Annotated in this window: 26 protein-coding genes; 24 read left to right on the top strand and 2 right to left on the bottom strand. The window is 56.3% G+C overall.

Annotation, left to right across the window (positions count from 1 at the left end):
- Positions 1-6: 6 nt before the first annotated feature.
- The 9 genes from bioB (at position 7) to ACR0CW_RS11550 (ending at position 10044) form a co-directional block, all read left to right on the top strand.
- Entirely contained in the window at positions 7-987 is a 981-nt protein-coding gene (gene bioB, locus ACR0CW_RS11590) for a biotin synthase BioB (RefSeq protein WP_155148352.1), read from the top strand.
- Positions 984-2111, top strand: a complete 1128-nt coding sequence (locus ACR0CW_RS11585) for an 8-amino-7-oxononanoate synthase (protein WP_480787902.1) — start codon at positions 984-986, stop codon at positions 2109-2111. The genes bioB and ACR0CW_RS11585 overlap by 4 nt, the downstream gene beginning before the upstream one ends.
- On the top strand, positions 2108-2728 hold the full coding sequence (gene bioD / locus ACR0CW_RS11580; RefSeq protein WP_480787901.1) for a dethiobiotin synthase: 621 nt from the start codon (positions 2108-2110) through the stop codon (positions 2726-2728). The genes ACR0CW_RS11585 and bioD overlap by 4 nt, the downstream gene beginning before the upstream one ends.
- Positions 2725-4011, top strand: a complete 1287-nt coding sequence (gene bioA, locus ACR0CW_RS11575; RefSeq protein ID WP_480787900.1) for an adenosylmethionine--8-amino-7-oxononanoate transaminase — start codon at positions 2725-2727, stop codon at positions 4009-4011. Before bioD ends, bioA begins: the two co-directional genes overlap by 4 nt.
- On the top strand, positions 4008-4628 hold the full coding sequence (locus ACR0CW_RS11570; RefSeq protein ID WP_155148346.1) for a pimeloyl-ACP methyl esterase BioG family protein: 621 nt from the start codon (positions 4008-4010) through the stop codon (positions 4626-4628). Before bioA ends, ACR0CW_RS11570 begins: the two co-directional genes overlap by 4 nt.
- The gene (locus ACR0CW_RS11565) at positions 4625-5392 is read left to right on the top strand and encodes a methyltransferase domain-containing protein (protein ID WP_155148344.1); all 768 of its coding nucleotides are present in this window, start codon (positions 4625-4627) and stop codon (positions 5390-5392) included. The genes ACR0CW_RS11570 and ACR0CW_RS11565 overlap by 4 nt, the downstream gene beginning before the upstream one ends.
- A 77-nt stretch (positions 5393-5469) precedes the next feature.
- On the top strand, positions 5470-7365 hold the full coding sequence (locus tag ACR0CW_RS11560) for a PAS-domain containing protein (protein WP_170333391.1): 1896 nt from the start codon (positions 5470-5472) through the stop codon (positions 7363-7365).
- The gene (locus ACR0CW_RS11555) at positions 7365-8066 is read left to right on the top strand and encodes a response regulator transcription factor (protein WP_480741914.1); all 702 of its coding nucleotides are present in this window, start codon (positions 7365-7367) and stop codon (positions 8064-8066) included. Before ACR0CW_RS11560 ends, ACR0CW_RS11555 begins: the two co-directional genes overlap by 1 nt.
- Positions 8067-8277: 211 nt before the next feature.
- Positions 8278-10044 (top strand): ABC transporter ATP-binding protein, encoded by a 1767-nt coding sequence (locus tag ACR0CW_RS11550; protein ID WP_155148338.1) that lies wholly within the window; start codon positions 8278-8280, stop codon positions 10042-10044.
- A gap of 159 nt (positions 10045-10203) precedes the next feature.
- Here ACR0CW_RS11550 and ACR0CW_RS11545 read toward each other — a convergent pair whose 3' ends face one another.
- Positions 10204-11082 carry an amidohydrolase family protein gene (locus ACR0CW_RS11545; protein WP_480787899.1) on the bottom strand — a complete coding sequence of 293 codons (879 nt, stop codon included), beginning with the start codon at positions 11080-11082 and terminating at the stop codon, positions 10204-10206.
- On the bottom strand, positions 11079-12080 hold the full coding sequence (locus ACR0CW_RS11540; RefSeq protein WP_480787898.1) for a nuclear transport factor 2 family protein: 1002 nt from the start codon (positions 12078-12080) through the stop codon (positions 11079-11081). The genes ACR0CW_RS11545 and ACR0CW_RS11540 overlap by 4 nt, the downstream gene beginning before the upstream one ends.
- A gap of 166 nt (positions 12081-12246) precedes the next feature.
- Between ACR0CW_RS11540 and ACR0CW_RS11535 the strand changes: the two genes are divergently transcribed.
- The 15 genes from ACR0CW_RS11535 (at position 12247) to ACR0CW_RS11465 (ending at position 26944) form a co-directional block, all read left to right on the top strand.
- Positions 12247-13320 (top strand): ABC transporter ATP-binding protein, encoded by a 1074-nt coding sequence (locus tag ACR0CW_RS11535; RefSeq protein WP_170333380.1) that lies wholly within the window; start codon positions 12247-12249, stop codon positions 13318-13320.
- A gap of 48 nt (positions 13321-13368) precedes the next feature.
- Entirely contained in the window at positions 13369-14580 is a 1212-nt protein-coding gene (locus ACR0CW_RS11530; RefSeq protein ID WP_155148332.1) for an ABC transporter substrate-binding protein, read from the top strand.
- A 66-nt stretch (positions 14581-14646) separates the two neighbouring features.
- Entirely contained in the window at positions 14647-15669 is a 1023-nt protein-coding gene (locus ACR0CW_RS11525; protein WP_480787897.1) for a carbohydrate ABC transporter permease, read from the top strand.
- Position 15670: 1 nt separating this feature from the next.
- Complete coding sequence (locus ACR0CW_RS11520) at positions 15671-16825, top strand: carbohydrate ABC transporter permease (RefSeq protein ID WP_480787896.1); 1155 nt, start codon at positions 15671-15673, stop codon at positions 16823-16825.
- Positions 16826-16952: 127 nt separating this feature from the next.
- The gene (locus ACR0CW_RS11515; protein ID WP_480787895.1) at positions 16953-17483 is read left to right on the top strand and encodes an ester cyclase; all 531 of its coding nucleotides are present in this window, start codon (positions 16953-16955) and stop codon (positions 17481-17483) included.
- 11 nt (positions 17484-17494) lie between these two features.
- Positions 17495-18826, top strand: a complete 1332-nt coding sequence (gene hisD, locus ACR0CW_RS11510; RefSeq protein WP_480787894.1) for a histidinol dehydrogenase — start codon at positions 17495-17497, stop codon at positions 18824-18826.
- The gene (locus ACR0CW_RS11505) at positions 18823-19875 is read left to right on the top strand and encodes an ester cyclase (RefSeq protein WP_480787893.1); all 1053 of its coding nucleotides are present in this window, start codon (positions 18823-18825) and stop codon (positions 19873-19875) included. Before hisD ends, ACR0CW_RS11505 begins: the two co-directional genes overlap by 4 nt.
- Positions 19875-20639, top strand: a complete 765-nt coding sequence (locus ACR0CW_RS11500; RefSeq protein WP_155148320.1) for an SDR family NAD(P)-dependent oxidoreductase — start codon at positions 19875-19877, stop codon at positions 20637-20639. Before ACR0CW_RS11505 ends, ACR0CW_RS11500 begins: the two co-directional genes overlap by 1 nt.
- Positions 20639-21682 (top strand): LacI family DNA-binding transcriptional regulator, encoded by a 1044-nt coding sequence (locus tag ACR0CW_RS11495; RefSeq protein ID WP_480787892.1) that lies wholly within the window; start codon positions 20639-20641, stop codon positions 21680-21682. The genes ACR0CW_RS11500 and ACR0CW_RS11495 overlap by 1 nt, the downstream gene beginning before the upstream one ends.
- Positions 21679-22668 carry a nuclear transport factor 2 family protein gene (locus tag ACR0CW_RS11490; protein WP_480787891.1) on the top strand — a complete coding sequence of 330 codons (990 nt, stop codon included), beginning with the start codon at positions 21679-21681 and terminating at the stop codon, positions 22666-22668. The genes ACR0CW_RS11495 and ACR0CW_RS11490 overlap by 4 nt, the downstream gene beginning before the upstream one ends.
- A 192-nt stretch (positions 22669-22860) precedes the next feature.
- Positions 22861-23826, top strand: a complete 966-nt coding sequence (locus ACR0CW_RS11485) for a cupin domain-containing protein (RefSeq protein WP_480787890.1) — start codon at positions 22861-22863, stop codon at positions 23824-23826.
- Positions 23823-24425 (top strand): class I SAM-dependent methyltransferase, encoded by a 603-nt coding sequence (locus tag ACR0CW_RS11480; protein WP_480741903.1) that lies wholly within the window; start codon positions 23823-23825, stop codon positions 24423-24425. The genes ACR0CW_RS11485 and ACR0CW_RS11480 overlap by 4 nt, the downstream gene beginning before the upstream one ends.
- A gap of 10 nt (positions 24426-24435) precedes the next feature.
- Positions 24436-25560, top strand: coding sequence for a cobalamin-independent methionine synthase II family protein (locus ACR0CW_RS11475; protein ID WP_480787889.1), 1125 nt, complete (start codon positions 24436-24438; stop codon positions 25558-25560).
- Positions 25557-26252, top strand: a complete 696-nt coding sequence (locus ACR0CW_RS11470; protein WP_480787888.1) for an alpha/beta fold hydrolase — start codon at positions 25557-25559, stop codon at positions 26250-26252. Before ACR0CW_RS11475 ends, ACR0CW_RS11470 begins: the two co-directional genes overlap by 4 nt.
- On the top strand, positions 26249-26944 hold the full coding sequence (locus ACR0CW_RS11465) for an RraA family protein (protein WP_480787887.1): 696 nt from the start codon (positions 26249-26251) through the stop codon (positions 26942-26944). The genes ACR0CW_RS11470 and ACR0CW_RS11465 overlap by 4 nt, the downstream gene beginning before the upstream one ends.
- Positions 26945-26990 lie beyond the last annotated feature (46 nt).

Below are 26990 nucleotides of genomic sequence, written 5' to 3'. Positions count from 1 at the left end.
TATAAAATGTCGGCTACATCGAACACCTGGACGCGCGAAACTGCGCAGGCAATTCACGACCTGCCGCTGATGGATCTTCTTTACCGGGCTCAAACCGTTCATCGCGAGAACTTTGATCCCAACAAGGTACAGATGTCCCGATTGCTCTCAATCAAAACAGGGGGCTGCGCCGAGGATTGTGCTTATTGTTCGCAGTCTGCTCGCAACGGCTCCAAGCTCAGCGCGTCAAAGCTGATCGAGGTTGAACGTGTTCTGAGCGAGGCGCGCAAAGCCGCCGCTTCGGGGTCGACCCGGTTCTGCATGGGCGCTGCCTGGCGCGAGCCCAAGGCCCGCGACATGGATGCGCTGGTTGCCATGATCGAAGGCGTCAAGGCAATGGGCATGGAAACCTGCATGACGCTGGGGATGCTGGATGACAATCAGGTGGTTCAGCTGCGGGATGCCGGGCTCGACTACTACAACCACAATATCGATACTTCGGAACGGTATTACCCCGAGGTGATCACCACCCGTACTTTCGCCGACCGGATCGATACGCTGAACCGCGTTCGCGAGGCGGGCATGAAGGTCTGTTCGGGCGGTATTCTGGGCATGGGTGAAAACGGCGAAGACCGGATCGACATGCTGGTGACTCTGGCCAATCTGCCCGAAGCGCCGGATTCGGTTCCGATCAACATGCTGATGCCACAGGCAGACACCCCGCTGGCCGATGCCAAGCCTATTGAGCCCATTGAGTTCGTTCGCATCATCGCGCTGGCCCGGATCATGATGCCAAAGTCTCATGTACGTCTGTCCGCTGGCCGCAGCGACATGAGCGACGAGATGCAGGCGATGTGTTTCTTTGCCGGCGCAAACTCGATCTTTGCAGGCGATACGCTGCTGACAGCTGAGAACCCCGAAGAAAGCAGCGATGCGCTACTGTTTGCCAAATTGGGTATTCAGCCTATGGAACCTGAATCCGAAGCGTGCCTGAAGGCTGCCGAATGACAGCCACTGCAAGGCTGGACCGGGCGTTGGATGTGCTGAAAACACGCCATCGCCTGCGTCAGCTTGCACCCCGTCAGGGGCTGGATTTCGCGTCAAACGACTATCTTGGCCTCGCCGGGTCGGATCTGATGCGTGAAGCCGCGCAGAACGCGCTAGCTCGGAACGTTCCATTGGGTTCGGGTGGCTCGCGACTATTGCGTGGTAACCACCCCGAGCATGAGCGGTTGGAGGCTGAAGCAGCGGCGTTCTTTGGTGCCGAAGCAGCACTGTTCATGGGCGGTGGCTTTCAGGCCAACCAGGCGATCTTCTCAACACTTCCCGCTGCGGGCGATTTGATCCTGCATGATGAGCTGGTCCATGCCAGCGCGCATGAAGGGATGCGATTGGGGCGGGCGAAAACTCTCGCTTTTCCACATAACGACGTTAGCGCAGCGCGTCAGGTTCTGGCGGACTGGCAGGCCAGCAATAACGGTCAGGTCTGGATTGCTGTGGAAAGCGTGTATTCCATGGAAGGTGACCTTGCACCTCTGGCTGAACTGGCGGCTTTTGCCCGCTCCGAAAACGCTGTGCTGGTCGTGGACGAGGCCCACGCAACAGGTGTTTTTGGGCCTCAGGGGCAAGGGTTGGCCCATGGGTTGGATGCCGAGGTTTTAACCTTGCATACATGTGGAAAGGGGTTGGGCGCCAGCGGTGGTTTGATCTGTGGTCCAAAGCCCATGATTGATACCCTGATCAACCGGGCGCGTCCGTTTATTTTCGCCACTGCCCCGTCCCCGTTTGATGCGGCCCTGGTTCGCGCTGCGATCAATGCACTGCAGGAAAGCCATACGCTGACAATTCACGCCCGGGATCTGATGGCCCATGCGCATTCCGAGGCGCAGCGCCTAGGTGGACTGGGCGGTTTTCACAGCCAGATTATACCCGTGATTGTTGGTGCCGACGAACCAACCATGAGGCGTGCCGAACAATTGCAGGAGCTTGGTTTTGACGTAAGAGGCATCCGCCCGCCAACCGTCCCGCGAGGCACATCGCGCCTGCGCGTGTCGATCACGGGCAATGCAACAAACGACGACATTACGGCCTTGTTTCAGGCCATCGCCAACCAGCAAACGGATACCCAATGACCGCGCTGATCGTGACCGGAACCGATACCGGAATAGGCAAGACAATCTTCTCAGCCGGGCTGACCGCAGCTCTGGGTGCGCAGTATTGGAAACCGGTTCAATCCGGTCTGGAGGATGCAACCGACAGCCAGATCGTGGCACAGTTGTCCGGTCAGCCGGTGCTGCCGGAAACCTACCTGCTGGATATGCCAGCATCGCCCCATCTGTCGGCCGAGGATATGGGTGTCGAGATCGATTTGGATCGACTGGCATTGCCTGAGGTTGATGGCCCTTTGGTGATCGAAGGGGCAGGGGGTATCATGGTGCCGCTCACCCGACAGGCCTATTACCTCGACCTATTTGCCAGATGGAAGACTCCGGTGATCCTTGTGGCGCGTACCGCGCTGGGGACAATCAACCATACGACCCTGTCACTGATGGCATTGCGCAATGCCGGTTGTCCGGTTGTCGGTGTTGCCTTTGTGGGCGCGGCTGAACCCGATGTGGAAGAGACCATCATCCAGATGTCCGATGTTCCGCATCTGGGGCGCTTGGACATGATCGACAATCTGAACAGCGCAACCCTCACACAGGCGTTTCAGGCCATCGACATGGACAAAATCCGGAGTGCCCTGTGACACCGTTGGAGTTTGACGCAAGCCATTTGTGGCATCCCTACACGAACGTGGCCGATCCCGGCCCGATGCATCTGATCGACCGCACCGAAGGTGTTTACCTGGTCCGCGAAGATGGTACGAAAATGATCGATGCCATGTCATCATGGTGGTGCACGATCCACGGTCATCGTCATCCGGCCATCGTGTCAGCGATGCAGCAACAGCTGGAGCAGATGCCCCATGTCATGTTCGGCGGGCTGACCCACAATCCTGCGATCGAGCTTGGGCAAAAAATGGTTTCGATGCTGCCCGAAGGTCTGGACCGCATTTTTTATTGCGACAGTGGCTCGGTCTCGGTCGAGGTCGCGATGAAAATGGCTGTGCAATACCAAATGGCCAATGGGCGGACTGGTAAAGTCGAATTTGCCACCATCCGCGGCGGATATCATGGCGATACATGGAAGGCGATGAGCGTTTGTGACCCGGTCAACGGGATGCATGGCCTGTTCCGGGGCGCTTTGTCGATCCAGCACTTCCTGCCGCGTCCTCAGGTTCGGCTGGGTGATGACTGGATTGATGATGGTGTTCAGAACGGGTTGGCCGCGCTTGAGCAGTTGTTGAAGGAAAAGGGCGATCATATCGCGGCGCTTATCCTTGAACCCATCGTGCAGGGCGCCGGTGGTATGTATTTCTATCACCCCGATTGGCTGCGTGGGGCGAAATCACTGTGCGACGCGCATGATGTTCTGATCATCTTCGATGAGATCGCCACTGGCTTTGGTCGAACAGGGCGCCTGTTCGCCATTGATCATGCGGGGATCACGCCGGATATCATCTGTTTGGGTAAGGCGCTGACTGGCGGCCACATCTCCTTTGCCGCGACGGTCACCAGCAGGAAAGTGGCCTACGGCATTGGCGACAGCGAGGCAGGTGTGTTCATGCACGGCCCGACCTATATGGCGAACCCGTTGGCCTGCGCCGCGGGCATCGCAAGCCTTGGCCTGCTAGAAAATGGCGATTGGCAAGTACGTGTTGCTGAGATCGAGGCTCAAATGACCACTGAGCTTGCGCCAGCCCGGGATTTACCCGGCGTTGCAGATGTTCGGGTGCTCGGCGCGATTGGCGTGATTGAGATGAACGATACCGTTGATCCCCGCATCGCCCATCAGCGTGCACCGGAAACCGGTGTCTGGCTTCGACCCTTTGCGCGCAATATCTATTGCATGCCGCCCTACATTATCTCTCCGGATGACCTGAGCCGTGTCACGACAGCGATGATCGACCTCGCAAGGGGGGATGCATGAGACGACACTGGCTGGCGCGCGAAGGCGGGTCTGAACTGACCCTTGTGTTTGGCGGGTGGGCCCTTGGGCCTGCGCCGTTCGCCTTGCTCAGCGGGTCAGGGGACGTGCTGGTCGTAGATGACTTTCGCGACCTTGCGGATGAGTTGTCTGAAACCAGCAGCTACGATCAGGTGCGACTGCTGGCCTATTCTTTTGGCGTTGCATCCGCTGCACATTGGCTGGCGTCTGTGCCCCTGAAACCTTCGCAACTGGTGGCGGTGAACGGGACGCTGTTTCCGGCTGATGTCGAACGGGGCATTTCCCCTGAAACTGTTGAGGCAACGGCTGACGGATTGACCAGCGCCAGCTTTGCCCGGTTTTGCCGTCGTGCTGGTTTGAACGGTACGCCCCCGGCATTGGATATTGCTGCCGCTCAGGATGAACTTAGGGTAATCGACCAACGTGGTAAGGCACCTGACACACAATTCGACCGTATCTGGATCGCCAAGCGAGACAGGATTATCCCCACCAAATCGCAGGAAACGGCGTGGCACGCGCAGGCAGAACGGGTTCGGTTGATTGATGCCTCTCATCAGCCTTTTCTTGCTGGCCAAAGCTGGAAGGAGTGGTTCGCATGAATGCCATGACCTCCGCGCGCGTGCAGCGCAGCTTTAGCCGCAGTTTCCAGAGCTATCATGATTCAGCAGGTCAGCAGGCTCGGATCGCGCAGCAACTGGCGCAACGCCTGTCCGATCTGGGTGCACCCAATTCATACAGCTCTGTTTTCGAGATCGGGTGCGGGACCGGGCATCTTACCGAAGCGCTGCATCAGCGTTTCAGTCTGGAAAACGTCATCCTGAACGACTTGATGCCCGAAGCCAGCGAAACAGCCCATCTATGGGGTGCTGAGTTTCGATCCGGGGACATTCGCAATGTAGCCTGGCCGGTGCAGCAGGATTTGATTGTATCGACATCGACGATTCAATGGCTGGATACACCGCAGGATGTGGTGGCCAACGCTGCCCGGTCTCTCGCACCCGGGGGTTGGCTGGCGATTTCAGGATTTGGGCAGGATCAGTATGCTGAGCTTGTGCATCTTGGCTCGGGCTCGAGGGCTCCGGGTCTGTGTGGACCCGATGTTCTGGCTCAGGCTTTAAAGGCTGCCGGAGACGAGATGGAAATCGTGGACCTTTGGCAAGAACGTCGCAAGTTGTGGTTCGACACCCCTCAGCATGTACTCCGCCATTTGCGGAAAACGGGTGTGAATGGCCGCGCGGCCCAAGTTTGGACGCGTTCCACGCTGGCCGCGTTCTGTGAGGACTACAATCGAGCGTTCGCCACGCCGCAGGGCGTATCGCTGACCTATCACCCGGTCTGGGTGATCGCGCGCAAAAGACCCTAGGGGCCAACAGGTCGCATCCGTTCCCTCTACACCTGCATCAGATCTGATGTTACGCATATGTCCCGGGGAGGAACGATTTGGACATAAGCGAACAGCGTATCAAGGCGATGACGACCGCCGGCTTGAACCTGATCGGTCAGGCGCTGTCGATCTATGACAGTCAGTTGCGGCTGGTTGTCAGCAACCTTCGCTTTCAGGAAATGTTCGATTTGCCCGACAAGCTCGTGCAGCCCGGGGCGTCGTTTCACGACACGATTCACTTTCTGGCCAGTCGCGGAGAATACGGTGACGATCAGAATGTCGATGAGATGGTCGATGTCCGTGTTGAACAGGCGTTGGCGTTCGAGCCGCATTATATGGAACGCGTCCGTCCGAACGGGCAGGTGATTTCGATCGAAGGTGCGCCATTGCCAGCTGGTGGATGGGTTGCGGTTTATACTGATATCACCGGTACAAAACGGGCTGAAGAATTGCTGCGCGCCCGATCCGAAGAACTGTCCGGTCAGCTTTTGAGCCATGCAGAAGAGTTGTCGGCAACAAACCGGAAATTGGCCGCCACAATCACGGCGCTGGAAGAAGCCAAGCGGCAGCTGACCGAGATCGAAGCGCGGACGCGCATGACGACCGAGATGATGCCGGCACATATTGCCCATCTGGATGCCAGTGGTCGCTATGATTATTCCAATCGCCGCCTGAGTTCCGTGATGCCGGGCCGACCGTCCGAGATTCTGGGTCTACACATTTCCGAAGCTCTTGGTGCCGCGGCCTTCGACAGGGTGGAACCGCATCTGGAACGGGCCTATTCCGGCCAGCCTTCGGTTTTCGAGTTCACCGAGGATCAGGATTCTCGCCGTATCCGGGTCTCGTTCACCCCCGATGAACAGGGTGGTGTATACGTGATGTCGGTCGATATTACTGAAGAGACGCAAGCCCGCGTCGCGCTGCAACAGACACGCAGGCGCGCCATGGCCGCCCAGATGACCAGCGGGCTGGCTCATGACTTTTCGAACCTTTTGACCATCATTCTTGGGATGCAGGCCAAGCTGGACCGGATGAACCTGCCCGATGATGCGGCCGAGCTCGTTTCGGCCACCCAACAAACCGCCCGGCGCGGGGGGCAACTGTTGAACCGGATCGCTGATATGACGGGCAACAGAACGCCCCATCCACAGGCAACGGACATGAAGGCGCTGTTGGAGGATTTGCGGATTCTGGCAACCCCCTCTCTGCCGCGCGGTGTGGGGCTTTCGGTGGTAAACACACTTCCGGATGGGGCATTGATGCTGGATCCGGGGATGGTGCAGGATGCGTTGTTGAATCTGGTACTCAACGCTCGCGACGCCTGCGGGCCATCCGGTCAGATCACCATCAGCGCCCATGCAATTGGCAACATCTGGATCGAAATCACCGTCTCAGACACCGGCCCGGGATTTTCGTCCGAGGCATTGAAGAAGGCGCTGAACCCATTCTTCACAACCAAGGGCAGTGATGGCTCGGGGCTGGGACTGCCGATGGTCTATGACACTGTCAAGCTGGCAGGCGGTGATCTGAACTTACGTAATACCCCGTCGGGTGCGTCCGTTGTGTTGCGCTTGCCCTATCGACCGGCACCTCCGGTACGCGAAGGATTGGTGCTGCTGGTTGAGGATAACGATGAACTGCGCAGCCAGTTCCGCGATATGCTTATCGAACTGAGCTGCTCGGTGATCGAGGCAACTTCGGTCGATGAGGCACTGGCCCTGACCAAGGATATCGGTGATATCGGGCTTGTGCTGTCGGATATCCGCCTGGAGGGTGCGGGGACGGGTATCGATCTTGTCGAGAAACTGAACCATTCCGTACCCTGTATCCTGATGACTTCGTTGCCCCATGACGACCCGTTGTATCGGCGCGCGCTTGGCCTTGCGCCGGTGCTGCAAAAGCCGTTTACAGGTACGCAATTGTCTGCCCTGATCCGAACCGAGGCTGCCTGATGACCCAACCGCTGGTGACCATCCTTGACGATGAGCCTGAAATACGCCGGATTCTGACTGATGCACTGGAAGAGGCCGGCTTTCGTACACAGAGCTTTGCCCGCGCGCGAGAATTCGAAGCCTCACTCAAGCGCGTGACACCCGATGTCTGTCTGGTTGACCTGTCTTTGCCGGATACGGATGGTTTGGCACTGGTTCACCGCCTGGCGTTGGAGCAAGGGGCGGCGGTGATCATCATTTCGGGGCGTGCACAGGTTCAGGACCGGGTGACCGGGCTGGAGCTTGGAGCGGATGATTACATCACCAAACCCTTTGATCCGGCCGAAGTAGTGGCGCGTATCCGTGCGAGGTTACGTTCACCAAAAGCGCAGGCGCAAAGCTCGGAAACAGCAGGATTTAACGGCTGGACGGCCCATTTCGACCGCTATGTGCTGGAAGATGAGACCGGTGCCGAAACCACGTTCAGCCACGCCGAAGGTGAGGTGTTGCGATTGTTCCTCGAAAGCCCGAAACGTCTGATCAGCCGGGCCCAGATGCAGGAAATGTTGGGCGGTGCCGCAGGGGAAAGCTTTGATCGGGCAATGGATGTACGTATTTCCCGATTGCGGACCAAACTGGGTGAAGATCCCAAAAACCCTCAGTTAATCAAGACGATATATGGGGCTGGCTACATATTTTTGGGAGAAGTTGTGTGGCGCTAGAAGCGACGGATTGCCTAGCTGCTGAGGGCCAGAGCGTGTGTTAATGGTCATGTATCCTCCTATTCTTCGCAGGCCCTCTGGAATCTTGCGCCCGTCCCGCATAACTAGGCGCAACCCGTCTTTTGCGTTGAGTCCAATTCGTTGTGGAACTTTCGGCGTGTGACAGACATGGCCGTGACAGGTTAATAATGATGAGATTTTGGAGAACGGAATGATCAGGAAAGCCTGGACGAAATGGCGATCCGGCTATATCGGCCGTTTGGTAGGTGACAGTATCCGTGGTCAAGGGTGGCTGTACGGTATCGCGATGGTTGCGATGGCCGTTGTTGCTGGTACAACTGCGGGCACTGCCTGGATGATGGAAAACATCGTCGATGCCATGACCAACCCAGATATGCGGTCTCAGGTACACCTGATCGCGTTGGGTGTGGTTGCGCTGTTTTTCACCAAAGCGGTCGCTTCATACATACAGTCTGTTTTTCTGGCGCGTGCGGGTAACCGTATCATCGCGGTGCAGCAAGAGAACGTGTATCGAAAGCTGCTTCGGCGCGGTGTTGACTTCTATTCCAAGGTTGAGTCCTCGGAACTCCTGATGCGCGTGACCTATGGAGCACAGGCCGCGCGGCAGCTGGTTGACGTGATCGTGACTAGTTTCGTACGCGACGCCCTTACCCTGGTGGGTCTCGTTTTCGTCATGGTCTATCAGCAACCCGTTCTCTCGGTGCTGTTCTTCGTCGTTGGCCCGATTGCGTTGCTGAGCGTGCGTTACTTGCTTAAAAGCGTACGAAAAATCATGCAGTCCAACCTCAAGTCACTGGCTGAGATCATCCGTGTACTTCAGGAAACTTCGGGTGGGATCAAGGTCATCAAAGTGTTCGCGCTGGAAGGTCACATGACCGAGCGCATGGATGAGGCGATCCTTGCGGTAGAAAAGCGTTCCAACGACATTGCCAAGTTGCAGTCTATTGCCAGCCCCCTGATGGAGTTTCTGGCCGGACTTGCCGTGGCCGGGGTTCTTGTGGTCAGTACGATGGGAATCGCGGGGTCGGAACCACCGACAGCAGGTCAGCTGATGTCATTCATCACAGCGCTTTTGATGGCCTACGAACCGGCAAAGCGTCTGTCACGCATGCGTGTTGTGATCGAAACCGCGCTGGTGCCGATTGGGATGATGTTCGAACTTCTGGACGAAGAAGATCCGATGCGTGAAAGCACGGAGCCGAAACAGCTGCGCTCGGGCCCGGGTGAAATCCGGATGCACAACGTGACATTTGGTTATCAGGGATCGTTGCCCGTCATCAAAGATATGAATTTGACCTTCGAGGCAGGTAAAACCACTGCTCTTGTGGGGCAATCAGGTGGCGGCAAATCCACGATCTTTGGGTTGATCATGCGGTTTTATGATCCTGACGAGGGGTCTGTTGAAATTGATGGTCAGGATTTGCTTGATGTGAGCTTTGCATCGCTGCGGCGGAAAATATCCTATGTGGGTCAGGATACTTTCCTGTTTTCGACCAACGTGATGGAAAACCTGCGTTTTGCGCGCCCTGATGCGACAGACGAAGAGGTGAAGGCCGCGGCGCGCGCGGCACATGCGCATGATTTCATCAGTGAATTGCCGGAAGGTTACGACACAGAAGTTGGCGAGAATGGCGCATTCCTGTCCGGCGGTCAGAAGCAACGTCTGGCGATTGCGCGCGCTATTCTGCGGAATGCAGAAATTCTGCTGCTTGATGAGGCGACAAGCGCGTTGGATGCCGAATCCGAGTCTCTGGTCAAAGAGGCGCTGGATAAGCTGACCGAGAATGTCACCACGATCGTGATTGCGCACCGCCTGTCAACGATCCTGGAAGCGGACCGAATTATGGTTGTGCAGGATGGTGAAGTTATCGAACAGGGCAACCTTGAGGAGCTGATGGAAGAGAATGGCAGTTTCCGAAGCCTGTTCGATCAGCAATTCAAGACACCTGCTGCCTGACCGGAATTAGGCGGTTTCTGGGGTCAATTCATCCTGCAGCGGCAGCATCAAAGCTGCCGCTTCAACATGTCTGATGACAGTCATTCTCTATTAGATGTGTTGGTCTCACACTTGCACTGACGCAGATAGTACCAAGACCCGGTTCGGCACTCCGTTGGTCTACTCGGTTACAAATCCGTAAAACCCTGCAGATGTTCTGAAGAAGATATTCTCCCACTGAGTATCGGGAACGAGGGTGGTATATCTGGATATGAGCTCTTCGTAGGTCGAGGAGAGGCTGTCGACCGGAAAGTTTGAGCCGAACATGCAGCGCTCAGGATCGAACTGGGACAGGCAGGTTTCTACAATTGGTCTGACATTGTCCGCTGACCAGTGGTGATCAAACATACCAAGCCCTGAAAGTTTGCAAAAAACCTGAGGCATCGAAGACAGGTTTTGCAGCGCTATGGCCCACGTATCCAGACCATCTTCCGATCGATCATGAGGGGAACCGGCGTGGCACAAAGCGATTTTTGTTCGGGGCGCGCGCTCCAATAACCGGGCAGTCTGTTCCATCAGTTCCGGCAATAGCTGCAGATCGAATGACAGGTCCCGCTCACCCAACTCTCTGAGACCGGCCAGAAACTTTGGGCTCTCCAGCAGATCATTCGTACCTGATTTCGCGTCCTCACCTGGCGACCGACCGATGATCTGCCGTACGCCGCGTACTGATGGAAGTGATTGCAGGCGGTCCAGCTGGTCAGGCAGATCATCCGAGGTCAGGTCGCAATAAGCGACCTGCGCCAGAGGCCAATCCGGGTGCTGATCGGCCACAGATTGGACCCACTTGGCCTCGGCCCATGGGTCCGCAGCGCCAACCTGAATGTGAACTGATGCCTTGAAATCGTATGCTTCGGCATCCTTTCGGAACTCGGGAAGAAGATAGTCTCGCTGGATCGGAGTTGGGTCACCAAAAAACCGGGGCGTGCCGGTTTCCATCAGCCACGGATAGTGGACTGCGTTCAGGTCCCACAGATGATGATGCGCATCGATCCTCATGGCGTCTCAATCCCGGTAGTCCGTTCAAGGATATCGACACCCTGCTGTTTCCAGAAATGAAGCAGATCGATAAATATCCAGTTTTCGGCCAGCTTGTCACCGCCCCTGCGATAGATATCAATCACGCGAAACTCACCTGCCTTCCCGGTCGCTGGCATACCCATGAAGCCGCCAATTGGGGCTGCAGTGAAATTCGGCCAGCCGAAAAAACCGCCATAGTACCCTTCGGCCATACGGCAGATGTGATTGGTTTTTGACCTATCCTCAAAAGCCGCACGGAAGGGGCCTGAATGTTGCTTGGCATAACGTTCGATCGTATAGGTCGCGCCGATGCCTTCGGGACCCCACCAGATCATGTCGTCATGCCATGTGCGAGCCAACTCATCTGTCAGCGAAAGCCCGCTATCCCATTGCCCAAGGTCTGCAATCATGGCGTTGATCGCGGCGAGGGTGCGTTGACCTTCTTCCTTAGGCGCATCCCTTTCCAGGATCCCGTCATGGGTCAGCGGTCCCGGCTGAACGAGATGAGCTGCTGTTTGCGGGGGGAATGGATTCTGACCCGCCTGCACCATGAGATGGGGAATGTCGAAGAACATTGCCGTCTCGGTGATTTTTCCCTCAGACACTTTGTTGAATTCACAATAGCGTAAAAAGGCCATTTTGCCGGTGGGCCGTATGCCCAGCCAGGGCTTGTCGAACAAGCCCATCAAATGCCCCATCGAGACAACCCAGATAGCGCCCTTGTCATCCAGTGAGTTTGCTCCAGCAAAGAATATGTCTTGCCGTCGTTGCAAGCGTGTCAGGCTGCGTTTCAGTGGTCGCCAAAACGCGTCCACCACGTGCGCGCCGCCAGTGATTTCATTGAATGGGTGGAAGCCATGCCACCGTAAATCCTGCGCGCAGAATCGCTCAAATATTGAGGGCAAATCTGCGCTATCTGCTTTGTCTAGCTCGTCATGAAACGACGAGACGAGTTTTTTCTCGTTTTGGAAGCTCACTGTATTACCGTTTCTTTGCAGTACGTTACGCTTGTTGTATCGGAGCAATGAATCACTGCTTTGAACCAGTTTTGCATACGTATGCAAAAAAGTCTTGCCAGAATTGACGAGTGCCGATTACAGTTTTTGCAAACGTATGCAAAACGAATCCGTAGCAGGGGGCACCATGGCGGAAATTCAACTGCGTAATGTCGGTAAGCGTTGGGGTTCCTTTGTTGGAGTTCACAATTTCGACCTGACAATCGCCGACCGCGAGTTTCTAGTGCTGCTGGGGCCGTCCGGCTGTGGCAAGACCACGACAATGCGCATGATTGCCGGGCTCGAGGATGTCACCGAAGGCGATATCCTGATCGATGGCAAAGTTGTGAACGATCTGGAACCCAAGGATCGGGACGTGGCGATGGTCTTTCAGAGCTATGCTTTGTACCCGAACATGAACGTCTATGAGAACATCCGCTTTCCCTTGAAGGTTCGCGGCATTGATCCGTCAACGCATGATGAAAAGGTTCGCCGCGCCAGCGCGATGGTCGAGCTGGATGATTTTCTGCATCGCAAGCCAGCTGAATTGTCGGGCGGTCAGCGGCAGCGTGTTGCGCTGGCGCGCGCCATTGTACGCGAGCCGAACGTGTTCCTGATGGATGAGCCTCTGTCGAACCTGGATGCCAAGCTGCGGGTTTCAACCCGAGCGCAGATTAAGAACCTGAGCCATGAACTGGCAGTCACGACCATCTACGTGACCCACGACCAGATTGAGGCCATGACACTGGCTGACCGTGTTGTGGTGATGAAACAGGGTGTGGTCCAGCAGGTTGGAAGCCCGACCGAAATCTATGACCGGCCCGCGAATACATTTGTAGCCAGCTTCATCGGCTCACCAGCGATGAACCTGATGGACGGCGAAGTTGCGGGCGGAGTGTTCCGCGCTGAACACGTCGAAATTCCGGTAGACGCACCAGACGGTCCCATGACGCTGGGCTTCAGGGCCGAAGACGCAAGCCTTGCCGAAGGTAATGGTCAGATCACCGCACCGATTTACACGCTGGAACTGTTGGGCGACGCGACCATGATTTCGGTTCGAGTTGGCGGTGCTCTGGTTTCCGTAAAGGCGGACAAAACATTCCGTGCCGAGATTGGCGAAACTGTCTCGTTCTCGGTGCCAAACGAAATCTGTCATCTCTTCGAAGCTGGAAGCGGTGCGCGGATCGGGGAGCAACCCCACAAACAGCCCATTCGGGCATAACACCGGTCCGGACGTCGACGACGGACCGATCCTGACAGGGAGAAACGCATGAAACTCAAGACGATCCTCATGGCAGGTGCCATGTCCATTGCTGCAAGTGGCGCTTGGGCTGCTTGTTCATTTGAAAATGACGTGCCGCTGAAATCGCTCTCGGCGGGTTTTGAAGCGTGGAAGGCCGTCACCGATGCGATGGCCGAATGCGGAAACTTCAGTGCTTCGCTGGATCAGGAATTCCGCGAAAAGCAGCCCGAAGCTTTTGCCGCAGATCCTGCGCTGTATCAGATTGGCGGCGTATCGAACGCCACTCTTGTACCACTGCTAAACGCTGGCACGATCCGTCCGCTGGATGATCTGGTAGAGAAGTATGGTCAGGATTTGCTGCCCAACCAGTTGATCAAAGTGGACGGTAAGACCATGGCGATCGCGATGATGGTGAATGCGCAGCACCTGATGTATCGCGATGACGTGCTTGCCGAACTGGGTATCGAAGAACCCAAGACCTATGGTGACGTTCTGGATGCTGCCGCCAAGATCAAAGAAGCGGGAGTGATGGATTATCCGATCGGTGGAACGTTCAAGACCGGTTGGAATCTCGGCCAGGAATTCGTCAACATGTATCTTGGCGAGGGTGGCTCGTTCTTTGGCGATGGCAATATGCCTGCCATCAACAACGAGCAGGGCGTAGCTGCACTGGAAACGCTCAAGGCTATGACCGAGTACATGGATCCTGAGTATCTGGTTTCAGACTCGACCTACGTTCAGCAACAGTTCCAGCAGGGTAAGATCGCCATGGCAAACCTCTGGGCCAGCCGGGCGGCTGCGATGAACGATGAGGCCGAAAGCCAGGTTGTTGGCAAGGTCACGATGGCTGCGGCCCCAATGGGTTCGGCAGTACCTGCGACCACCATCTGGTGGGACGGTATCGTTCTGGCTTCGAACATGAGCGACGAAGAGGCCGACGCCGCCTTCCGCGTCGCCCTTGAGGGCATGGACAGCGATATGGTCAGCGCAAACAATGACGTCGCTGTTTGGCTGAGCCCTGCCTATTCAGCAGGTGATTTGGCTGCTGGTGCTGCCGCTTCGGCTGAAGGCGGTGCCAAGGCGTATCCGGCATCTGGTCCGATGGGTATCATGCACACCGCGCTGGGTAACGGTCTGGCAGACTATCTGACCGGCGCCAAGGATGCACAGACAACACTGGCTGATATCGAGGCAGATTACGTCACTGCCGCGAAAGAAGCAGGTCTGATCAGCAACTGATCCTCCCCTGGGAGGGCTACGGCCCTCCCGTCCCCTCCCTTCGAGAATCATGAGAAAGGCAGAGCCATGAATTTCCGGACATTTGCCGCCTTTGTCGGCCCCTCTGTCTTTATGATGCTTCTCTTCATTGCGTTTCCTCTGGTCAGCGTGTTCAAGCAGAGTTTTTACATCACTCAGCCGATCTATGAGACGGTCGAAAAGGAAACCTGCACCCCGGGATTCTTGACGCAAACCTGTGTGACCGAGCTGGTGTCTCAGCCAAAGCTTGATGAACATGGAGAGGTCATTACCCAAACCCAATATGTCGGGCTGCAAAGCTATCGTAACGTATTGGAGCCTGAACGCGCGTGGCGGGCCATAAGCGATGGCAGTTGGCATGTAATGTCCACGATCAACTTCTGGAAGGCGCTTCGGTTTACCCTGACCTTCACGCTGATCACCCTGCCATTGGTTGTAGGTTGCGGGCTTGGGATTGCAATTCTGATCAACAACGCGGCGCGGTCTATTCGCGGGCCAGTGATCTTTGTATCGTTGCTGCCCTTTATCATTACGCCGGTGATCGGTGTGCTGTCGATCAATTGGTTGTTCAGAGGAGACGGCATCCTGACCGCGATGATGGAATGGTGGCTGAACCGAGACATAGCCCTGTTTGCCCAAGCCTGGACTATTGAAGTTCTGATGATGCTTTACCGCGTTTGGCACGTGGCGCCGTTCGCCGCCATTGTCTTCTATGCCGGTCTGCAAACGGTCAATCAGGATAGTCTCGAAAGCGCCGTGATTGACGGGGCAACCCGCTGGCAGCGCCTGAAGTACATTGTCATTCCACACCTGATGCCGCTGATCATATTCGTGTCGATGATCCACTTGATGGACGCTTACCGGGTGTTCGAAGAAATCGTGGGCTTCTCAAGTCAGGGCTACGTCATCTCACTGCAGTGGCTGACCTTCGATTACCTAACGCCGGATCAGGCGGGCAACCGATCAATCAGCCGGGCCTCGGCCAACTCAATGCTGACGATGATCGGTGTCGTGATCCTGCTCATTCTTCCGCTGCGTCGAACCTGGCGCGATCACAAAGGAGGTCACTGATATGTCCTCACGCGCGCTTCGCCAACCGTTCAGCCTGCGTCTGACCTCGAACATCTTTCTGGCGCTTTGGTGTCTGATAGCAGCCTTCCCGATCTTCTGGATCGTGGTGATGAGCTTCAAGTCACCGGTCGATGCCTTCGACAGCAATGCTCTGAATGTGATCTTTGGTCCTGCCACGCTGGGTGTTGGAAAGGGATTGTCACTGCTCGACATAATTCTGGGCATTGCAGTGATCTGGGGCACGATCTTCGCAGCCACCAAGACACTGCCTTCGATGATAAAGTCCTACACTAAGCCGGGTCAGGAATGGTTTGGCTGGCTGATCGGTGTGCTAGCGCTGTTAGTCGGATTTTTGCTGGTCTTCTTTGTCATATTGCCTGCTGTCCTGAATGTGTTGAACCCACTCTTTGGACCTCTCGGACGGGATGTGCTTGGCCTGACTACTGAACACTATAAGACAGTCTGGATCGATCGCGGCTTTTCGAACAATTTCAAGAATTCGCTGATCGTGACGACCGGTGTGGTAACCGTGTCGCTGACGGTTGGAACATTGGCCGGATATGGTTTGGCGCGTTCCGGATCGACATTGGCCTTCTGGATCCTGATCGTCGCCCTAGTGTTTCGGGCATTGCCGCATTCGGTTCTGGTGGCAGGCTATCTGCCCGTATTCATCAATTCGGCCGAATGGCTCAGCCCGATCTTGGGTGAAAACGCACCAACTTTGTACGGCAAGCCTTTTGCGGTGATTGCTGTTCTGGTCGCGATCAACCAACCTTTCACGATCTGGATGTTGCGCTCGTTCTTCCAGAACATCCCGGCCGAGCTGGATGAGGCCGCCCGAGTGGATGGATGCAGCCACTTTCAGGCCTTCCGCCGTGTCATCATGCCGGTGATGTGGCCGGGCGTGATCACTACGGGGCTGTTCAGCTTCCTGCTGGCCTATAACGACTTTCTGGTCACCGCACTGCTGCTTGATGCTCAGAACCAGACCATGGTTCCGGCCATCGTTGGCATGTTCAATCGTGAGACGACAACAACCGATCAGGTCGTTGCTGTGGCCGCTGCCGTGTCGATCACCGCGCCGTTGATCTTCCTCGTGCTGATTTTCCAGCGCCAGATTGTCAGCGGTCTGACGGCCGGGGCGGTGAAAGGCTGATGAGCAAGAACGCCCGACATAACGCCATGTCGCGCCACCCGGCGCTGAACAGGATGCCGAGGGACTTTCTGAGCATTGGGGTCGCATATCCCAATCCCTCACCTCGGCAACCTGAAAGGATAGAAAGATGAAAGGTTCCCGTCCCGAACAAGCGGTTCTGACCCGCGACACGGACATGAGCAAAACCGACGACACACGCCGCGTCATCGAAACAATGGTTGATGGTCTGAACGACCACCGCATCGACGATATAGGAGAGTTCTTCACCCAAGGATTCCGATGGATAGGCAATCAGGGCTGTGGCACCAAGATTGGCCTGCAAGAGTTTCAGGACAATTGGCAGCGCCCGTTCCAGGCTGCGTTCTCGGATAAGGTCTGCATCGACGAAGCGCGCCTTTATATGGGTGAATGGGCTGCAGCTTTTGGACGCCAGGAAGCGACCCATTCGGGTGAGTTTCTGGGAATTCCCGCCACCGGTAAACGGGTCGAAATCCGCTACATGGATTTCTGGAAAGTTGTCGATGGCAAGATCGTCGACAACTGGGTCAATGTCGATTTCGCCCATGTTGCGGCACAGCTGGGCGTTGATGTGTTCAACGGTGAAGGTTGGGAAGCATTTGACCGGGGGGAAAAACTCCCACCCCGGCCCGAAAACTGAGGATTGAGAACATGGCAATCGAGTATCTTAAACGCGGCAAATCCGATGCTGACCGGGCACAAGACGATGCCAAGACCCGCGCCGTGGTTGAGGCGACGCTGAAAGACATCGAAACTCGTGGTGATGCAGCGGTGCGTGAGCTGAGTGAGAAGTTCGACAACTACTCACCTGCTTCGTTCCGCCTGAGCCAACAGGAAATTGATGACCTGATCGGGCAATTGTCCGATCGTGAGCTGGCCGATATCAAATTCGCGCAGGAACAGGTGCGCAACTTTGCCCAGGCGCAGCGCGACTCGATGCTGGATATCGAGGTCGAGACTCTGCCAGGTGTCATTCTGGGGCATAAGAATATCCCTGTGCAATCAGTGGGTTGCTACGTTCCTGGGGGTAAGTTCCCGATGGTGGCGTCGGCGCATATGTCCGTGGCTACAGCCTCGGTCGCCGGTGTTCCACGCATCATCGCCTGCACGCCTCCGTTCAACGGTAAGCCAAATCCAGCTGTGATTGCAGCAATGCACCTTGGTGGCGCGCATGAGATCTATGTCATGGGCGGCATCCAGGCGATTGGCGCGATGGCACTGGGTACCGAGACGATCGATCCCGTTCACATGCTGGTTGGTCCCGGCAACGCGTTCGTGGCCGAGGCCAAGCGCCAGCTGTTCGGACGTGTTGGTATCGACCTGTTCGCGGGTCCAACCGAAACGATGGTCATCGCTGATGAAACTGCGGCTGATGCAGAACTCTGTGCCACGGATCTGCTTGGTCAGGCCGAACATGGATACAACAGCCCCTGTGTGCTGCTGACCAATTCGCGCAAACTGGCCGAAGACACGCTGGCCGAAGTTGACCGTCTACTGGGTATCCTTCCAACAGCAGACACCGCCAAAGTGTCGTGGGATGAATACGGCGAAGTGATCGTCTGCGACACCTATGATGAGATGTTGCAGGTTGCCGATGACATTGCCTCGGAACATGTGCAGGTGATGACTGACCGTGACGACTGGTTCCTTGAAAACATGACCTGCTATGGGGCGTTATTCCTTGGGCCGCGCACCAATGTTTCGAACGGGGACAAGGTGATAGGTACCAACCACACGCTGCCAACCAAGAAGGCCGGGCGATACACTGGCGGTCTTTGGGTTGGTAAGTACCTGAAGACACATAGCTACCAAAAGGTTCTCACTGATGAGGCGGCAACGCTGATCGGCGAGTATGGCTCACGCCTGTGCATGCTTGAGGGGTTCGTTGGTCACGCTGAACAGTGCAACGTTCGTGTGCGTCGATATGGCGGAATCAATGTTCCCTACGGTGCGCCAGCGCCTTACCGGGACGCTGCCGAATGAGTGACAAGCACACACATCACAAGGCCCTGATCGAACCGCTCAGGGCTGCGATGTATGATTTCAACGAGGCTGGCGTGCGTCGGGTTCTTGCAGATCTCACGTCACAGGATTCCGTGTTCCGTCTGTGTCATCCCTTTGGGGACAGCATCGGCAGTGATGATTTCTATGACACCGGCTATAAGGACTTACTGGCCGCCTGGCCCGATCTTGAGCGTCGGGATTACATTGTCATGGCCGGGCCGGATGAGTTCGGCGCAGATTGGGTCGGATGCGGCGGGTATTATACCGGTGTTTTCACCGGTCCCTGGCTCGACATCCCGCCAACGGGTCATCAGGTCACGATGCGGTTTCATGAATTCTTCCGCTTCGAAAACGGCAAGATCGTCGAGATGCAGGCACTGTGGGACATCCCCGAAGTCATGATGCAGGCGAATGCCTGGCCGATGGCGCCAAGTCTGGGCCGTGAATGGCACATCCCCGGACCCGCCACTCAAGACGGGTTTGTCCCCGGACCTTATGATGCAGCTAAGGGAAAACAGACCTGCCAGCATATCATAGACATGCTTGATCATCTGAAAAAGCACCCGTCCGAAGGTGGACCCGAAGTGATGGAGATGGAGCGGTTCTGGCACCCGCGCATGAACTGGTACGGTCCATCAGGAATTGGCACCGGGCGCGGTATAGCGGGTTTCCGCAATTGGCATCAGATCCCGTTTCTCAACGGTATGCCGGACCGCGGAAAATATGTAGACGACATCACCTACCATTTCTTTGGTGACGGGGAGTATGCGGCTGTGACCGGTTGGCCCAACATGATCCAAACCGTCACAGATGACGGTTGGATGGGTATCGCGCCATCAGGTAAGAAGATCACCATGCGCAGCCTGGATTTCTGGCGTTTGGAAGGCGGCAAGATCCGGGAAAACTGGGTGCTGGTTGATTTGCTGGATGCGTACCGTCAGCTTGGCGTTGACGTCTTTGCCCGTCTGCGGGAATTCAATAAAGCCCGAAATATGGGTCGTATTGAAATACCGGATGGAATGAGCTGATGACTGAATTGCCGCGCACCCCTTCATTTTCTCTGAGTGGAAAAACCGCCCTTGTGACCGGAGCCTCCTCGGGTATCGGACAGGGGTGCGCGGTAGCGCTGGCCGAGGCGGGTGCACATGTTGTTTGCGCGGCCAGAGGGGCGGATCGGTTGAATGAGACAGTTACCGCTCTGAAAGAGCAGGGATGGTCTGCCGAAGCGCTTGTGATGGATCAGGGTGATCTGGACGCCCTGAAACAGCTTTTCGATACCCGTCCCTTCGATATCGTGGTGAATTCAGCGGGCGTGGCGCGCCACAGCCCGGCTATCGAGACAACACCCGATGACTTTGATGTTGTCACCAACGTCAATTTGCGTTCGGCCTACTTCTTGTCGGCCAATGCTGCCCGCGCTTTGATCAAGGCAGGAAAGCCAGGTTCGATCATCCACATCTCCAGCCAGATGGGGCATGTTGGCGGGGTCGACCGGGCGCTTTATTGCGCGACCAAGCATGGGCTGGAGGGCATGGTCAAATCCATGGCCATCGAATGGGGCAAACAGGGCATTCGGATCAATACGGTCTGTCCGACTTTCATCCGAACGCCGTTGACCCAGTCCACATTCGACAATCCTGAACGTGCCGCGTGGATCATGGAGAAGATCAAACTGGATCGCGTGGGCGAAGTCGAAGATATCATGGGCGCGGTACGCTACCTCGCCTCGGACGCCTCGGCGCTGGTTACCGGCACCTCAATGTTGATTGACGGAGGTTGGACGGCAGACTGATGGCTGAGAAAGTAACATCCCTCCAGGTTGCCCAATTGGCCGGCGTTAGCCAGTCTGCCGTTAGCCGTGTTTTCACGCCCGGTGCCTCTGTCAGCAAAAAGACCGAAGAAAAAGTGCGCAAGGCTGCATCTGAACTCGGATATCGCCCCAACGTACTGGCACGCGCGATGGTGTCCGGCAAAAGCAGGATCATCGGTTTGGTGGTCGCCTATCTGGATAATTACTTCTACCCCGAGGCGCTTGAGAAACTGTCTAATGCCTTGCAGGAACAGGGCTATCACGTCCTGATTTTCATGGCCTCCAGAACCGCTGGAAACATTGACGACGTGATGGAGGAAATCCTTGATTATCAAGTCGATGGCGTCGTTTTGGCATCCGTTGCGATGTCTTCAGACATTGCCACCCGCTGCCAGCAGGCAGGTGTGCCCGTGGTTTTGTTCAACCGCAGTCAGGACCTCGACGGGATCACGTCTGTTACTTCTGACAACTATGCCGGTGGTCGCAAAGTTGCGGAATTTCTGATCGCCGCCGGGCACAGTCGTATCGCCTACATTGCCGGTTGGCAGGGTGCCTCAACCCAGCGGGACCGCGAGGCCGGCTTCCGCGCTGCGCTCACCGATGCGGGCCAGAAATTGTATGCGCACGAAATCGGAGATTTTCACACCGAGAAAGCACGTTTAGCTGCACGTCGGATGTTTGACGTCGAGCCGCAAAAACGACCCGATGCAGTATTCGTCGCCAATGACCATATGGCGCTGGCCGTAATGGATGTCATCCGTTTCGAGTTGGGAATGCGCGTGCCCGAAGACGTGTCTGTCGTTGGTTACGATGACGTCCCTCAGGCCGGATGGCTTGCCTACAACCTTACGACCATTCGTCAGCGGGCCAATTTGATGGTTTCCGAGACCGTTGATGCTCTGCTGGATCATATCGAAAACCCGACAGCTGTGGCGGCACGCAAAGTCGCCATCGATGGGCCGCTGATCGTGCGCACATCGGCACGTCTGCCCAAAGGCTGGACACCTCAAAGGATGAATTCATGAAAGGCTTTGATCCCAAGTTTCGGGATTTCCCCGACTATATCATCGGTATCACCAAAGAGATCTGGGAAGATCGGGGTATCGCGACACTGCATGAGTATTACAGCGAAGACATTGTGGTACGCTCACCCGGTTCGGTGGTGTTGGGCAATCAGAATGTGATTGGCGCAACCATGGCGACGCTGGCCGAGTTTCCGGATCGGCAGTTGCTGGGCGAGGATGTGATCTGGTCTGGCACTCCGGAAGAAGGAATGCTGAGTTCGCATCGCATCATCTCAACGGCCACGCATCTGGCCGAGGGTGTTTACGGCAAGCCAACCGGAACCAAGCTGCGTTACCGGATTTTGGCCGACTGCCACGCCATCGACAATCAGATCAATGACGAGTGGCTGATCCGCGACCAAGGTGCCATCGTGCGCCAAATGGGCTGGGATCCCAAGGAATACGCCGCCGATTTGATCGCCCGCGAAGGAGGCAAGGAGAGCTGCGTCAAACCTCTGACCCCCGAAATTGATCAACCTGGACCGTACAAAGGCCGTGGCAACGACAACGAGTGGGGCCAACGCTACGCCGACATCCTGACCCGGATCATGAACGCCGACATGGGTGCGATTGAGGCGGAATATGACCGGGCCGTTCAGTCAGAATATGTGGGCGGCGTCACCGGGCATGGCTGGGATGCGGTCGACCGTTTCTGGATGGGGCTGCGGGCAAGTTTTCCTAATGCCGAGTTCAAGATCGAGCACCAGATCGGGCGTAGCGATCCCGATATGCCCCCTCGTGCGGCGATCCGCTGGAGCTTGTGGGGCAAGCATGACGGGTGGGGCGTGTTTGGTGCGCCAACGGGTGCGCAGGTTTATGTTTTGGGGATCAGTCACGCCGAGTTCGGTGCGCTGATTGGCGGTCAGCCGCAGTTGCGCCGTGAATATACTCTGTTCGATGAAACGTCGGTCTGGAAACAGATCCTTTTGCAAGGCAGCGAGGACTGAGTGGTTCACCCGGTCACATATCGCATACTTGTGGATGGTCTGCATGAGACCGGGGCCAGCCGACGGTTCCACATGTTCCGTCAAAGCCTGCGCGCACGCCGATTGAACCTGCGTCCACCGGGAGAGTGAGGGCCTGTGCTGCACGAGCACAAGAACCTCCTTTCCTGAAAACGAAAAATCGGAACAAACGTTATGACCAAGTCAACCATTTCTTCCCGCATTGTTCGCTACGGTGAACTTCAACCCTGTAAAACAGCTTTCATCGACGCCCACACACCAGGCAGCGATCAGAAAGAGAATTTTACGATTGTCGGCGGCGGCGTCTCGGAATCCCCTGACCAGCACGTGCACATCACTGACAAGATCAGCTTTAACATTGGCGCTGCGGGACAGCCGCCGAAATGCCGAAACTCGCTGCATAGCCACACGACGGCCGAGGTATTCTTTGTCGCCAAGGGCCGTTGGCGGTTTTTCTGGGGGCGCTACGGAACGGCAGGCGAGTTCATTGCCGAAGAAGGCGATATCTTCAACATCCCGACTGGTATTTTCCGTGGTTTCGAAAACGTCGGTCAGGATTACGGTATGATAATGTCGATCCTGGGCGGGGATGATGCCGGTGGCGGTGTGACCTGGGCTCCGCAAGTCATTGAGGATGCCCAAGCGCATGGCTTGATGCTGGGCGACAACGGTGTTCTCTACGACTCTAAAAAGGGTCAGGAACTACCCCATAATGTGCGCCCAATGCCGTTGCTGTCCGAGGAGGAGTTGAAAAACTACCCTGAGGTTCCGGTCGAAGATGTCGTTGGAAAATACGTCGCGCGGTATTGGGATTTGATGGCGTTATCGGCCAACAAACCCGCACAGGTGATTGGTGAAAACGGCCTGATCAAGGACAAACCTGGTTTCGAAGTCGACTTCCTAGGACGTGGATCCAGTGTGGCAGACCCGGTGGTTGCAGATAAACCGGTTGTTCTGATGCCGGCCAGTGGTCATTGGCGTGTCTCGATTGATGGACATGTCGTCACTTTGTCGACCGGAGACACAGCTTTGGTTCTGCCCGGCGAATCCTATAGCGTCCAACCATCAATGACCGGACAGGCGGGCCTGTACCGGATCACTGCAACCGATGACCCGGCAGGAGCAACCTGGACAGGATGAACGCAAACCCCGATGACACCCATGCCGTCTACGAGCGGCAGGCCACCGAGTATGACAAACGTCGTTCAAAGGCCTTATTCGAAGCGCGCTGGTTGGCGCGCTTCACGGCCAGCCTGAAACCCGGCGACCATGTATTGGATCTGGGGTGTGGCGCCGGTGATCCTATTGCACGCTGGTTCATGGCCGAAGGCTTTGATGTTACAGGCGTCGATTTTTCCGAGGCGATGTTGTCCATCGCGCGGGAACGCTGGCCAGAGGGTGATTGGCGATACGCCGATATGCGTGATTTCGAACTGGATCAGAAATTCGACGGCATCATTGCATGGAACAGCTTTTTCCATCTTACGGCGGACGAGCAGAAGGCCTGTATCGCACGCATGTCGCATCATTTACGGCCCGGTGGGATGCTCATGCTGACTGTCGGCCCAAGCGAAGGCGAGGCAAGCGGCACTGTAGGGGCGGAGATCGTTTATCACGCTTCGCTGTCTCCCGCCGGTTACGCCTCGTGTCTGGAGGAAAACGGGCTGCTGCTTACCGGCTTTCTCGCCGAAGACCCGGAAACCCAAAGTCATACCATTCTGATGGCCCGAAAAATCTGAGGAGGCTCTGATGACCGTCAAAACCACACATGTTGGGTCTCTGCCCCGCACACAGGAAGTGGTGGATTTTATCTTCGCCCGCGAAAACGAAAAGCCCTACGATGCCAGCGCGTTTGACAGCTGCATGGCAAAAGCCGTTTCTGAGACTGTGCGCAAACAAGTTGAGGCTGGTGTCGATATCGTCAGCGATGGCGAGACCTCAAAGATCTCTTATGCCACCTATGTAAAGGATCGCTATACGGGCTTTTCCGGCGACAGTCCGCGAAATGCCCCTGCGGACCTGAAGATGTTCCCCAGCTTCCTGCAGCGGCTTGCTGATGATGGTGGCACACCACAATATGCGCGTCCGATGTGTACCGGTGAGGTACGGTCCAAGGGGCAGGGTGAGCTTGAGAAGGATATCGCCAACCTCAAAGCAGCGATGGCGCAACATGGTGCGGAGCGCGGATTCATGAATGCCGCATCGCCGGGGGTGATCTCTCTGTTCCTTCAGAACGATTTCTACCCCACGCGCGAGGCTTATCTGGGCGCATTGGCCGATGCCATGAAAGAAGAATACGAGACCATCGTTGGCGCCGGTCTGGATCTTCAACTGGATTGCCCGGATCTGGCGCTGTCACGTCATATGCTGTTCACCGACCTCTCCGATGATGAGTTCGTCAAGATTGCCGACATGCATGTTGCAGCGCTGAACCATGCGCTTGAGAACGTTCCGCAGGATCGCGTTCGCGTTCATATTTGCTGGGGGAACTACGAAGGCCCGCATTGCTGTGACATCGCTATGGACAAGGTGTTCAATACCCTGATGTCGACCAAGGCGCGCTATGTTCTGTTTGAAACCTCAAACCCGCGCCATGCCCATGAATGGACTGTCTTTCGGGATCGTAAGACTGAAGTCCCGGACGATAAAGTCCTTGTGCCGGGGGTGGTTGATACGACGACAAACTTTGTGGAACACCCGGAACTCGTTGCGCAGCGCATTGAACGATTTACCGACATCGTGGGGGCTGAGCGAGTGATTGCGGGCAGCGATTGTGGTTTCGGGACGTTCGCAGGTTTCGGCGCAGTTGATCCGGAAATCGCCTATGCCAAACTGACGTCCTTGTCGGAAGGCGCAAAGCTGGCTGCGCGATGACACCACTGGTTCTTTTGCCGGGAATGATGTGTGATGCGCGCCTGTTCGGGCCGCAGATCAATGCGTTGTCCGGTTCAAGACCGTTGATGACGTTTCCACTGTCGGGGCAAGAGAGCATAGAGCTCGTTGCCTCAGAGATACTAGAAAACGCACCGCCCGTATTTACCTTGTCTGGTTTGTCGATGGGCGGGATCGTTGCAATGGAAATCTTACGGCAGGCGCCTGACCGGGTTGAGCAGTTGGCGTTGCTGGACACGAACCCGCTTGCTGAAACTGATGAGGTAAAGGCACGACGTGGCCCACAGATGGAAGCTGTTCGCGATGGTAAGCTTCGGCAGGTGATGCGGGATGAGATGAAGCCGAACTACCTTGCTGATGGCCCGAGACAGGGTGCCATTTTGGACCTTTGTATGGAAATGGCGATGGGCCTTGGGCCCGAAGTTTTTCTGCGTCAGTCCAGGGCTCTCATGAACCGGGCGGATCAAACGGAAACACTGTTGAACTATCAAGGGACCGCATTGGTCCTGTGTGGCCGAGAAGACGGGTTGTGCCCCGTTGAACGGCATGAATTGATGCATGATCTGCTGCCCAACAGCACGCTCGAAATCATCGAAGATGCAGGGCATTTGCCCACTCTGGAAAAACCCGACGAAACAACGGCGGCCCTGATCCGCTGGCTGGAGGATTCATGACACCGTCCCTTTTGGCATTGCTGCGCAAAGTTGATACGCCAACAGTCTGCAACGCCATCGAAGTTGCACAGGGCAAACGCGGTTTTGATAGTTTCACACGCGGAATGATGCTGTGTTCGGCCCCGTCTGAGCCCGCTATTGTCGGCTACGCCCGTACTGCAAAAATCGCTGCCGTAAATCCGCCATCCGAGCCGCCAGAAATTATCAAAGAACGTCGGATGGCCTACTATAAATACATGGCCGAAGCGCCCGCTCCGTCAGTCGCGGTGATCGAGGATCTGGATTATCCCGACTGCATCGGCGCGTATTGGGGCGAAATCAACACTACGGTGCATAAAGGGTTTGGTATGTCGGGCGCGCTGACAAACGGGGTCATGCGCGACCTTGGAGACCTTCCTGACGGATTTTCCGTTGTCGCCGGGTCGGTTGGGCCAAGTCACGGTTTTGTTCATGTTCACGAGATTGACACGCCCGTTTCCGTATTTGGTCTTGGGGTTAATCCCGGTGATCTGATCCATGCGGACCGGCACGGGGCGCTGGTCATCCCACCCGATTTGATCGAGCAGCTCGAAGCAGCAATTCAAAAACTCTTCGCGACTGAGCGCATAGTTCTAGATGCGGCCACACAGCCGGGTTTCGATTTCGACAAGTTTCGCCAAGCTTGGGAAGAATTCGAGCGGGCGCGGGTTTGACATGAGCCATCAGCTGTAGCAGCCCACAGACCGACACACGGGCCAA

The organism is Ruegeria sp. CH6 (assembly GCF_056537005.1).
This window is presented reverse-complemented; position numbering and strand designations above follow the sequence as displayed.

Bases quoted from the DNA above. Each gene is read 5' to 3' on its own strand.
- bioB (WP_155148352.1), top strand. From the start codon at position 7: ATGTCGGCTACATCGAACACCTGGACGCGCGAAACTGCGCAGGCAATT.
- ACR0CW_RS11585 (WP_480787902.1), top strand. From the start codon at position 984: ATGACAGCCACTGCAAGGCTGGACCGGGCGTTGGATGTGCTGAAAACA.
- bioD (WP_480787901.1), top strand. From the start codon at position 2,108: ATGACCGCGCTGATCGTGACCGGAACCGATACCGGAATAGGCAAGACA.
- ACR0CW_RS11570 (WP_155148346.1), top strand. From the start codon at position 4,008: ATGAGACGACACTGGCTGGCGCGCGAAGGCGGGTCTGAACTGACCCTT.
- ACR0CW_RS11565 (WP_155148344.1), top strand. From the start codon at position 4,625: ATGAATGCCATGACCTCCGCGCGCGTGCAGCGCAGCTTTAGCCGCAGT.
- ACR0CW_RS11555 (WP_480741914.1), top strand. From the start codon at position 7,365: ATGACCCAACCGCTGGTGACCATCCTTGACGATGAGCCTGAAATACGC.
- ACR0CW_RS11550 (WP_155148338.1), top strand. From the start codon at position 8,278: ATGATCAGGAAAGCCTGGACGAAATGGCGATCCGGCTATATCGGCCGT.
- ACR0CW_RS11545 (WP_480787899.1), bottom strand. From the start codon at position 11,082: ATGAGGATCGATGCGCATCATCATCTGTGGGACCTGAACGCAGTCCAC.
- ACR0CW_RS11535 (WP_170333380.1), top strand. From the start codon at position 12,247: ATGGCGGAAATTCAACTGCGTAATGTCGGTAAGCGTTGGGGTTCCTTT.
- ACR0CW_RS11530 (WP_155148332.1), top strand. From the start codon at position 13,369: ATGAAACTCAAGACGATCCTCATGGCAGGTGCCATGTCCATTGCTGCA.
- ACR0CW_RS11525 (WP_480787897.1), top strand. From the start codon at position 14,647: ATGAATTTCCGGACATTTGCCGCCTTTGTCGGCCCCTCTGTCTTTATG.
- ACR0CW_RS11520 (WP_480787896.1), top strand. From the start codon at position 15,671: ATGTCCTCACGCGCGCTTCGCCAACCGTTCAGCCTGCGTCTGACCTCG.
- ACR0CW_RS11515 (WP_480787895.1), top strand. From the start codon at position 16,953: ATGAAAGGTTCCCGTCCCGAACAAGCGGTTCTGACCCGCGACACGGAC.
- hisD (WP_480787894.1), top strand. From the start codon at position 17,495: ATGGCAATCGAGTATCTTAAACGCGGCAAATCCGATGCTGACCGGGCA.
- ACR0CW_RS11505 (WP_480787893.1), top strand. From the start codon at position 18,823: ATGAGTGACAAGCACACACATCACAAGGCCCTGATCGAACCGCTCAGG.
- ACR0CW_RS11500 (WP_155148320.1), top strand. From the start codon at position 19,875: ATGACTGAATTGCCGCGCACCCCTTCATTTTCTCTGAGTGGAAAAACC.
- ACR0CW_RS11495 (WP_480787892.1), top strand. From the start codon at position 20,639: ATGGCTGAGAAAGTAACATCCCTCCAGGTTGCCCAATTGGCCGGCGTT.
- ACR0CW_RS11490 (WP_480787891.1), top strand. From the start codon at position 21,679: ATGAAAGGCTTTGATCCCAAGTTTCGGGATTTCCCCGACTATATCATC.
- ACR0CW_RS11485 (WP_480787890.1), top strand. From the start codon at position 22,861: ATGACCAAGTCAACCATTTCTTCCCGCATTGTTCGCTACGGTGAACTT.
- ACR0CW_RS11480 (WP_480741903.1), top strand. From the start codon at position 23,823: ATGAACGCAAACCCCGATGACACCCATGCCGTCTACGAGCGGCAGGCC.
- ACR0CW_RS11475 (WP_480787889.1), top strand. From the start codon at position 24,436: ATGACCGTCAAAACCACACATGTTGGGTCTCTGCCCCGCACACAGGAA.
- ACR0CW_RS11470 (WP_480787888.1), top strand. From the start codon at position 25,557: ATGACACCACTGGTTCTTTTGCCGGGAATGATGTGTGATGCGCGCCTG.
- ACR0CW_RS11465 (WP_480787887.1), top strand. From the start codon at position 26,249: ATGACACCGTCCCTTTTGGCATTGCTGCGCAAAGTTGATACGCCAACA.